This window comes from Pseudobacillus sp. FSL P4-0506 (assembly GCF_038003025.1).
In the GTDB taxonomy this organism is placed as follows: domain Bacteria; phylum Bacillota; class Bacilli; order Bacillales; family Domibacillaceae; genus Pseudobacillus.
Genome location: NZ_JBBOOI010000001.1, coordinates 410,839 through 420,000 on the forward strand (window position 1 = coordinate 410,839; position 9,162 = coordinate 420,000).

General features: G+C 42.5%; 8 protein-coding genes and 1 other annotated feature (2 of these 9 cut by a window edge). All 8 genes read right to left on the reverse strand.

Annotated elements, in window-relative coordinates; genetic code table 11:
* Positions 1-34: a binding site (T-box leader), on the reverse strand (it extends 198 nt beyond the left edge of the window).
* 43 nt (positions 35-77) lie between these two features.
* Positions 78-1,538 (reverse strand): glutamate--tRNA ligase, encoded by a 1,461-nt coding sequence (gltX, locus tag MKZ02_RS02080; RefSeq protein WP_120035842.1) that lies wholly within the window; start codon positions 1,536-1,538, stop codon positions 78-80.
* 58 nt (positions 1,539-1,596) lie between these two features.
* Positions 1,597-2,094, reverse strand: a complete 498-nt coding sequence (gene ispF / locus MKZ02_RS02085; protein ID WP_340851605.1) for a 2-C-methyl-D-erythritol 2,4-cyclodiphosphate synthase — start codon at positions 2,092-2,094, stop codon at positions 1,597-1,599.
* A 19-nt stretch (positions 2,095-2,113) separates the two neighbouring features.
* On the reverse strand, positions 2,114-2,800 hold the full coding sequence (ispD, locus tag MKZ02_RS02090; protein ID WP_340851606.1) for a 2-C-methyl-D-erythritol 4-phosphate cytidylyltransferase: 687 nt from the start codon (positions 2,798-2,800) through the stop codon (positions 2,114-2,116).
* Positions 2,801-2,814: 14 nt separating this feature from the next.
* Entirely contained in the window at positions 2,815-3,909 is a 1,095-nt protein-coding gene (locus tag MKZ02_RS02095; protein ID WP_120035839.1) for a PIN/TRAM domain-containing protein, read from the reverse strand.
* Positions 3,910-4,020: 111 nt separating this feature from the next.
* On the reverse strand, positions 4,021-5,394 hold the full coding sequence (radA, locus tag MKZ02_RS02100; protein WP_340851608.1) for a DNA repair protein RadA: 1,374 nt from the start codon (positions 5,392-5,394) through the stop codon (positions 4,021-4,023).
* A 119-nt stretch (positions 5,395-5,513) separates the two neighbouring features.
* On the reverse strand, positions 5,514-7,952 hold the full coding sequence (gene clpC, locus MKZ02_RS02105; RefSeq protein ID WP_120035837.1) for an ATP-dependent protease ATP-binding subunit ClpC: 2,439 nt from the start codon (positions 7,950-7,952) through the stop codon (positions 5,514-5,516).
* A 20-nt stretch (positions 7,953-7,972) separates the two neighbouring features.
* A complete protein-coding gene (locus tag MKZ02_RS02110; RefSeq protein ID WP_120035836.1) occupies positions 7,973-9,028 on the reverse strand; it encodes a protein arginine kinase in 1,056 nt (351 codons plus the stop codon).
* Positions 9,028-9,162 carry the final stretch of a UvrB/UvrC motif-containing protein gene (locus tag MKZ02_RS02115; RefSeq protein WP_340851610.1) on the reverse strand. It continues 288 nt past the right edge of the window, so 135 of the gene's 423 nt are visible here — the last part of the coding sequence; its start codon lies off the right edge, out of view — the gene reads right to left on this strand; it ends in the stop codon at positions 9,028-9,030. Before MKZ02_RS02115 ends, MKZ02_RS02110 begins: the two co-directional genes overlap by 1 nt.

Genomic DNA, 9,162 nt, shown 5'->3' on the forward strand with positions numbered 1-9,162 from the left:
TCAATTATTTACTTCTCCTCATCAACGCTAATTATGAATAAATAGTACATTTAATATATTACATTTTTGCCGAAATGTTAACTATGGATCTTGCCAAGACGCTCGACAACTTTTTCCTTGCCGAGCAATTCAATCGCTTTAGGCAAATCAGGTCCATGTGTTTGGCCGGTCACAGCGGCACGGATCGGCATAAATAACTTTTTCCCTTTATGTCCAGTTTCCTTTTGGACGTCCTTCATGGCTTTTTTAATTTCATCGGCCTTAAACTCTTCCATTGCTTCAACCTTGTTTAGGAAAGAAGCAAGAACTTCAGGAACTTGTTCTTCTTCAAGAACTGTTTTTGCTTCCTCCTCATAGCTAATATCCTCTTTAAAGAACAGCTCTGACATGTCCACAATTTCTGCTCCAAAGCTCATCTTTTCTTGATAAAGGCCAATCAGCTCACGCACCCACTGCTCTTGCTCAGGAGAGCGCTCAGCAGCAATGCGGCCTGCTTTGACAAGATGGGGCACTGCAAGCTCCACTACCCGATCTAAATCCACTTTCTTCATGTACTGATTATTCATCCATGCCAGCTTTTGCTGATCAAATAAAGCGGGAGACTTGGACAAACGGTTAGCATCAAATAGTTCGATGAATTCCTCTTTAGAGAAAATCTCCTCTTCACCGGCCGGAGACCAACCCAGTAAAGCGATAAAGTTAAATAGTGCTTCTGGCAAGTAGCCAAGCTCTTTGTACTGTTCAATAAATTGAATAATGGATTCGTCACGCTTGCTCAGCTTTTTGCGGCTTTCATTCACAATCAGTGTCATATGGCCAAAAGTTGGCGGCTCCCAGCCAAGCGCATTGTAAACGAGCAACTGTTTCGGTGTATTGGAGATATGGTCATCTCCGCGCAGCACATGTGTCATTTCCATCAGATGGTCATCTATTGCTACCGCAAAGTTGTATGTCGGTGTTCCATCTTTTTTCACGATGACATAATCGCTAATGCCATCCGATTCAAAAGACACTTCCCCTTTCACCATGTCATTGAATGTGAGCATTTCTCCTGCAGGAACTTTAATACGGATACTTGGCTTTCGTCCTTCCGCTTCTTTTTCAGCTCTTTCTTCAGGAGTCAGGTGACGGCATTTGCCGGAGTAGCCCGCCATATCTTTTCCCTCGGCTTGTTGCGCCTCCCGTTCAGCTTCAAGCTCTTCTTCCGTACAATAACATTTATAGGCATGTCCTTCTTCTAATAATTGGTCATAGTATTTCTTATAGATATCATTTCGTTCAGACTGGCGATAAGGACCAAATTCTCCTTCCTTGTCGACACTTTCATCCCAATCAATACCGAGCCATTTCAAATACGTCAGCTGACTTTCTTCGCCGCCCTCAATATTTCTCTTTTGATCGGTATCCTCGATTCTAATAATAAATTTCCCACCCTTATTCCGGGCAAATAAATAATTAAAAAGCGCTGTGCGCGCATTACCAATATGTAGATGGCCTGTCGGGCTTGGCGCATAGCGCACACGAATATCGTTTGCCATTTTATGTTCCTCCTCAAATCGTTCCTAGTAACTTTTTTTATTTTACCACCAGCTTTTATTAGAAGGAAGAGGATTCCTTTTCTTTTGCTATTAACAAAACAACCGCCTGCGCCGCTATTCCTTCTTCTCTACCTACAAATCCTAATTTTTCTGTTGTTGTCGCTTTTACATTCACTTGTGATGCGTCCGTTTCCAACAGCTCTGCGATTCTTTCTCGCATTTGTCCAATATATGGCGCCATCTTAGGTCTCTGAGCCATAATAGTACAGTCTGCGTTGCCTAGAACAAATCCCTTCTCTTTCACAAGCTGCCACACATGCTGAAGCAAAACAGCTGAGTCTGCATCTTTGAACGCCGGATCTGTATCTGGAAAATGCCGGCCAATATCTCCCTCACCTATTGCTCCAAGAAGAGCGTCCGTTACAGTATGCAGCAATACATCAGCATCTGAATGGCCAATTAATCCCTTCTCATGCGGAATGGTTACACCCCCAACAATTAATGGACGATTTTCTGCAAATTCATGCACATCAAAGCCTTGCCCAATTCGAAACATAACTTTTCTCCTTCAACCTCTATAGTGATTTTCTTTTTTGAATAATAGCTTTCGCGAATACAAGATCTTCGGGTGTAGTTAATTTTATATTATCATAGTCCCCTTCAACAATTTGAACCCTTATGTTCGCCCGTTCAGCAAGAGAGGCTTCATCTGTGCCCATATATCGATCCTCTTGAGCCTGTCTATGAGCCTGCATAATCAACGGCACACGAAAAGCTTGTGGTGTCTGTACAGACCACAAGCTAGAACGTTCAACTGTCTCGGCAACTACTCCTCCTTCTACACGCTTAATGGTATCTTTTACAGGAACAGCGACAATGGCCGCTCCTTCTTCTGTTGCTTTCTCAACAAGCTGGCTGATGATCGGCCTTGTAATGAAAGGTCTTGCTCCATCATGAACAAGAATAATTCCGGTCTGATCCGCTTCTTTCAAGCCATTAAATACACTTTGCTGCCGCTCATTACCACCAGGAACCAGCTTCTTCACTTTGGAGACATCATATTCATGAATCAAATTGGAGAACATGGTTGTTTCCTCAGGCTGGACAACGAGAATAATACCACTGCAATTCGGATCTTGCTCAAAAACCTCCAGCGTATGAATGATAACCGGACGCCCGTTCAGCAAGAGCAGCAGCTTATTTTTGTCTGCTTTCATTCTCGTTCCCCGGCCGGCAGCTGGAATAATTACTTGATAATTCATTTTCCCCTGCTCCTTTAAAGCGCTTTTTCTATTAGCTTCGGCTTGGCAAAGATCATCCGACCTGCTGATGTTTGCAGTACACTCGTTACAATTACGTCGATTTGCTTGCCGATGTAATCACGGCCTTCTTCTACTACAATCATCGTTCCATCATCCAGATAAGCAATGCCTTGACGCTGTTCTTTTCCGTCCTTAATAACAAGAACTTTCATTTCTTCTCCCGGAATGACCAACGGCTTCACTGCATTTGCCAAATCGTTAATATTTAAAACTTGTACCTTTTGCAGTTCACATACTTTATTTAAGTTAAAGTCATTCGTCACCACGATCCCATTCATTTCCTTTGCCAACTTGACGAGCTTGCTATCTACTTCCTGGACATCTTCAAAATCCCGCTCAATTATTTCTACCTCTACTGGAATCTCTTTTTGAATGCGATTTAATATATCAAGACCTCTACGGCCCTTTGTTCGTTTAAGCGTATCAGAAGAATCGGCAATATGCTGTAGCTCTTCCAGCACAAACTGCGGAATGATCAGGCATCCTTCTAAAAAACCAGTCTGGCAAATATCAGCGATCCTGCCATCGATAATAACGCTTGTGTCTAAAATTTTGCACGCCCTCTGTTCCAACGATGGATTTTCAGCTGCTTCTGCTTCCTTCTTCCTGCTACTTCTATTGATCGTGAACAAACTTGTGATTTCATCACGCTTCTTAAAGCCAACCTGGAAGCCAAGATACCCTAATAAGATCGTCAGAAAAATCGGTGCTACTGTATTAACGATTGGTATCTCTATGGAATTTAATGTGTTTCCTGCTAAAAAAGCAACGATCAGTCCCAAAATCAACCCTAAGCTGCCTGAAAGAATGTCAGTCAATGGTGCTGTAACAATTCGGTCCTCCATCCATTTAACAAAATCAATAATGTAGTCTACAGCCCAAAACGTTAACATATAAAAAATAACGGCTCCTATAATTACTGCGACGTACGGATTATTAACTAAAGTTAAATGATCTAAATGAATAAGTCTTAATAAGTCCGGAATAAGAATAATGCCAAGTGTTCCCCCTAAAATAATAAACCCCGCCTGCACGAGACGCTTCAACATCCTGACTTCACCTCCCTGTTATCATTATAAACACTTTTTTCCATACGCAATCGTTTTTTTGAAAAAAATGCCCAAAAGCCTGCAAACAGCCTATGCAGGCTAATCTGCAAATTATTTACCAAATACAAGCTGTAATGCTTCATTAACCGTAGAAACACCAACAGTTTCTATCCCTTCAGGAACTTTCCAGCCTCCAAGATTATTTGCAGGAAGAATGATCCTTGTAAAGCCAAGCTTAGCAGCTTCGAAAACTCTTTGTTCTATTCGCGAAACCCGCCGCACTTCTCCTGTTAACCCCACTTCACCAATGATGCAATCCATTGAATTAGTTGGCTGATCTCGAAAACTAGAAGCAATGCTGACAGCAATCGCAAGGTCAATAGCCGGTTCGTCTAGCTTCACACCTCCGGCTACCTTCAAATAAGCATCCTGATTTTGCAATAGAAGACCTACTCGCTTTTCAAGCACAGCCATTAAGAGCGTTACGCGATTGTGATCCATACCCGTAGCCATTCGCCGCGGATTTCCAAAAACAGTCGGTGAAACAAGTGCCTGAATTTCAACAAGAACTGGTCTTGTGCCTTCCATTGAGGCAACCACCGTTGATCCCGAAGAACCTTGGGAGCGTTCCTCAAGGAAAATTTCCGAAGGATTTTCTACTTCTTCTAATCCTTCCTCCTTCATCTCAAAGATTCCCATTTCATTCGTGGAACCGAAGCGGTTTTTAACCGCTCTTAAAATTCGGTACGTGTGGTGACGCTCTCCTTCAAAATATAACACAGTATCCACCATATGCTCCAATAATCTGGGCCCGGCTATAGATCCTTCCTTCGTAACATGCCCTACAATAAAAATGGCAATACCGTTAACCTTCGCTATTCTCATTAGCTCAGCTGTACACTCTCTCACCTGTGAAACGCTTCCCGGTGCTGAAGTTACCTCCGGATGATAGACAGTTTGAATTGAATCAATAATAACAAATGAAGGAGAAAGTTGCTCAATCGCCGTATGGATCAACTGTAAATTTGTCTCCGAATAAATAAAGAGCTCCTCTTCCTTCACAGCTAATCTTTCTGCTCTTAATTTAGTCTGCTTAACAGATTCTTCGCCGGAAATGTATAATACCCTGCTTTTGTTTGCTGCTAATTGAGCGGAAACCTGCAACAGCAAAGTTGACTTCCCTATTCCCGGATCTCCTCCAATTAAGACGAGTGAACCAGGTACAACACCTCCGCCTAACACCCGATTGAACTCTTTTAACCTTGTTTTTACTCGTGGTTCCTGAATCGTTTCCACATTTGAAAGCTTTGTTGGCTTAGAGGTAATCGTTTGCTCCGAATGCATAAAGGTCCTTTTAGGTGTCCCTGTAATAGCGACTTCCTCCACCATTTGATTCCATTCTCCACACCCCGGACAACGTCCCATCCACTTTGCCGATTCATAACCGCAGGACTGACAAATAAACTTTGTTTTCTTCTTGGCCATGCTTATTCCACCTCTTTAAATGATCCTTTTTCTAAAACAACAAAAAGCCAGGCGCCTCCAGCGTTGCATATAAATTGCAACTTGTGAAGGAGGAGCCGGGCATTTATAGGACAGCCTCTTTATTTTGCAGCCGATGGTTCTTTCGTTGTTACAATGAAGTTACCATCTTCTACATCTACAATAACTTGCTGACCTGCTAAAACCTTGCCTTTAAGCAATTCTTCCGATAAACGATCTTCCACTTGCTTTTGTAATGCTCGACGTAAAGGACGGGCTCCATACTCTGGATCATAGCCTTCATCGGCAATTTTTTCCTTCGCACGGTCAGATAAATCGACAATAATCCCTTGTTCTTTCAAACGTTGCGTCAACTGGTCAGCCATTAATGTAACAATTTCTTTTAAATGCTTTTTCTCTAAAGCATGGAAAACGATAATTTCATCAATACGGTTAATAAATTCTGGACGGAACGCCCGCTTTAACTCTTCCATTACTTTGCCCTTCATGTCTTTGAAATCTTGTTCACCATCTTGAATGTTAAAGCCGACATATTTGTTTCGGCGCAAAGAGTCCGCTCCCACATTTGATGTCATAATCAGCACTGTGTTACGGAAGTCAACAGTACGACCTTTAGAGTCTGTTAACCGTCCGTCTTCTAACACTTGCAATAAAATATTGAATACATCCGGGTGAGCTTTTTCAATTTCATCAAGCAAGATAACAGAGTATGGCTTGCGTCGTACTTTTTCTGTGAGCTGACCGCCTTCATCGTAGCCGACATAGCCTGGAGGTGATCCAACAAGTCGAGAGGTTGAATGTTTCTCCATGTATTCAGACATATCGATGCGGATCATGGCATCTTCATCACCAAACATAGATTCTGCCAGCGCTTTAGCAAGCTCTGTTTTACCTACACCTGTAGGACCAAGGAAGATAAAGGAACCAATTGGCCGTTTCGGATCTTTTAGACCAGCTCTGGCCCGGCGGACAGCCTTAGAAACAGCTTTCACTGCTTCTTCTTGACCAATTAAACGGGAGTGCAAGATTTCCTCTAGGTTAAGCAATCGTTCCGTTTCTGTTTGAGCTAGCTTGGAAACTGGGATTCCTGTCCAGCTAGATACTACTTTTGCAATATCCTCAACTGTTACTTCACTGTTTTCTTTACCTTGCTTTTCTTTCCAATTATTCTTTGTTTTTTCTAGCTCTTCCCGCAGCTTTTGTTCAGCGTCACGCAGAGAAGCGGCCTTCTCAAACTCCTGACTTTGAACAGCTGCGTCTTTTTCCTTGCGTATTCCTTCCAACTTTACTTCTAATTCTTTCAAATTAGGAGGAGTCGTGAATGAACGCAAACGAACTTTCGAACCAGCCTCATCAATTAAATCAATCGCTTTATCCGGAAGGAAACGGTCTGAAATATAGCGATCAGACATTTTGACTGCTGCATCAATGGCATCATCTGTAATAGATACACGGTGATGCGCTTCATAGCGGTCTCTTAATCCTTTTAAAATCTGAATAGATTCTTCCAATGTCGGTTCATCAACTTGGATTGGCTGGAAGCGCCGCTCAAGGGCTGCATCCTTTTCAATATATTTTCTGTATTCATCTAACGTTGTTGCGCCAATGCACTGTAACTCACCGCGAGCAAGGGAAGGTTTTAAAATATTCGAAGCATCAATGGCTCCCTCTGCTCCACCCGCTCCAATTAAGGTATGAAGCTCATCAATGAATAAGATAATATTGCCGGCTTGACGAATTTCATCCATCACTTTCTTTAAGCGGTCTTCAAATTCACCCCGATACTTTGTTCCTGCTACGACTGTACCCATATCAAGAGTCATTACACGTTTATTCCGGAGTGTTTCCGGCACTTCATTATTAACAATTTGTTGGGCAAGCCCTTCAGCAATAGCTGTTTTACCTACACCTGGCTCACCGATAAGAACCGGATTATTTTTTGTTCTTCTGCTTAGAACTTCGATCACCCGCTGAATTTCCTTGCTGCGACCAATAACAGGGTCTAAGCTTCCTTCTCTTGCAATCACTGTTAGATCCCGAGCCAAGCCATCCAGTGTAGGTGTATTGGCATTCGATGTTGAACCGCCCTGGTGACCATTGGTCTCGTTGTTACCAAGCAGCTGAAGTACTTGCTGCCGCGCTTTATTTAAGCTAACTCCTAAGTTGCTAAGAACGCGGGCTGCTACTCCTTCTCCTTCTCGGATTAATCCAAGTAAGATATGTTCTGTTCCAACGTAAGAATGTCCGAGCTTTCTCGCTTCGTCCATTGATAATTCCGTTACCTTTTTTGCGCGAGGAGTGTAATGGACTGTTTGAGCGCTGCCTTCTCCTCTTCCGATTAAATTTTCGACTTCCTCTTGAATTTTCTCTGCGCTGAGTCCAAGGCCATAAAGTGCTTTTGCTGCGATGCCTTCTCCTTCACGCACTAGACCTAATAAAATATGTTCTGTTCCAATATTGCTGTGCCCTAGACGAATTGCTTCTTCTTGCGCAAGCGCTAATACTTTTTGTGCTCTTTCTGTAAAACGACCAAACATCATATCCATCCATCTCCTTTACCTCAACAATTTTCTTCTAACTGTAGCCGCTCTCTAATTAATGCTGCACGCCGGATATCCCTTTCTTCGGGGTGGAGCGGTCCACCGGCATATTGCTGCAGAAAGCCCGGTTGTGTTAAAATCATCAATTCATTTAAAATGCTTCTGGAAACATTGCTAATATAACCGATATCAATTCCTAGTCTTACATCTGATAAACACTGGGCTGCTTCTTTTGTTTCAATAATCCGGCTGTTTGTTAATACACCATAAGAGCGGAATACTTTATCCTCTAAACGGATAGAAGATGCGTTGGCTAAAGCTTCTCTTGCTGACTTCTCATGTTCGATAATCTGATGGACGATACTTATCAAATCTTCTACTATATCCGCCTCGGATTTTCCCAGAGTCAACTGGTTCGATATTTGAAAGATGTTTCCTAAAGCTTCACTGCCTTCTCCATATATACCTCTAACTACAAATCCCAGCTGGCTGATTGCCGGAACAATCCGGTTAAGCTGTTGGGTCAGGGTTAATCCCGGCAAATGAATCATCACTGACGCTCGTAACCCTGTACCCACGTTTGTTGGACAGCTCGTTAAATATCCTCTTTTTTCATCAAAAGCATATTCTACGTTTGCCTCAATGGCATCATCAAGATCGTTTGCTTTTTTCAGAGTTTCTTTTAACTGCAAGCCTGGAGAAAGACACTGGATCCGAATGTGATCTTCTTCGTTGATCATAATACTAATGTCCTCTGCATCCGAAAGAAGGACGGCCCCATAGGTAGAGGTATCAGCTAAGTATGGGCTAATCAAGTGTTTCTCTACAAGCACTCGCTTTTGTAACGGAGACAATTCCTCCATTTTTAACAATTCAAGCGGATATTTCTCTTGTATGCCTTCACTGATCTTGGCGGTCATCTCCTCTGCTTCGTCTGCTTTTAAGAATGGAGGAAAATGATAATTGTCTAAATTTCTAGCAAGACGAACCCTTGAACTTAAAACAATATCTGCCTGAGGACCTTCATTGCTCATCCAGGAGCTGACAGCCTGATTAATAAACTTTTCTAGAGACATCACGACTCTCCTCCTTCAGAAAGGATTTTTTTTTCGAGAGAACGGATTTGGTCGCGAATATCAGCTGCCGCTTCAAACTCCTCTTGCGCAATCGCCTGCTGTAACCTTTCTCTTAATCCGGCTATTTCCTTTTT